Genomic DNA, 663 nt, shown 5'->3' with positions numbered 1-663 from the left:
CAATTGGCAATAGTTGTCTTTTTTTATCTAGGACATAAACTTGCAAATCTGGGATGGGACAACCAATTACACTACCAGCATTGTTGCTCAAATCCGCGGTGGTGATGGGGCGATAGGTGACGTGGACGGTGGTTTCTGTGATGCCATACATATTCACCAACTTGGGAATCTCGTCGCCGTGACGACTGAACCAAGGTTTTAAGCTGTGAATTTCTAAGGCTTCGCCGCCAAAGATTACCCAACGCAAGGAAAGGGGTAATGGGTTGTCTTGATTCCTTTGCTCTGCTTGTTCTGCCCAAATCAGTTGCCGGAAGGCTGAGGGTGTCTGGTTGAGAACTGTGACTTGTTCTTGGCAGAGTAAGTGATAAAAGTCTGTGGGGGAACGGCTCACCCAGTAGGGTACTATAACTAACCGTCCACCTTTGATTAAGGCACCCCAAATTTCCCAAACTGAGAAGTCAAAGGCAAAGGAGTGAAATAAAGTCCAAACATCTTGGTTGTTGAACTGAAACCATTCTTCGGTGGCAGCAAACAGGCGGACGATGTTGGCATGATTAATTAATACTCCTTTGGGTTTACCTGTTGAGCCGGATGTATAAATTATATAAGCTAGGTTCTCGCCTGTGGTCAGATTTGTGGGGTTCTGTAAATTGTGTTGGGTGA

Annotated in this window: 1 protein-coding gene; it reads right to left on the bottom strand. The window is 45.6% G+C overall.

Annotated features, from left to right (window positions below):
• Positions 1–663, bottom strand: a 663-nt coding sequence (locus tag HCR01_RS38160) for an AMP-binding protein (RefSeq protein WP_193201045.1), incomplete at both ends; no start/stop codon positions are given.

Origin of the sequence: Nostoc sp. MG11 (assembly GCF_014904695.1) — a bacterium.
GTDB lineage: Bacteria > Cyanobacteriota > Cyanobacteriia > Cyanobacteriales > Nostocaceae > Komarekiella.
The sequence above is the reverse complement of the archived record's forward strand: the minus strand, read 5'-3'. Positions and strand labels throughout refer to the sequence as shown.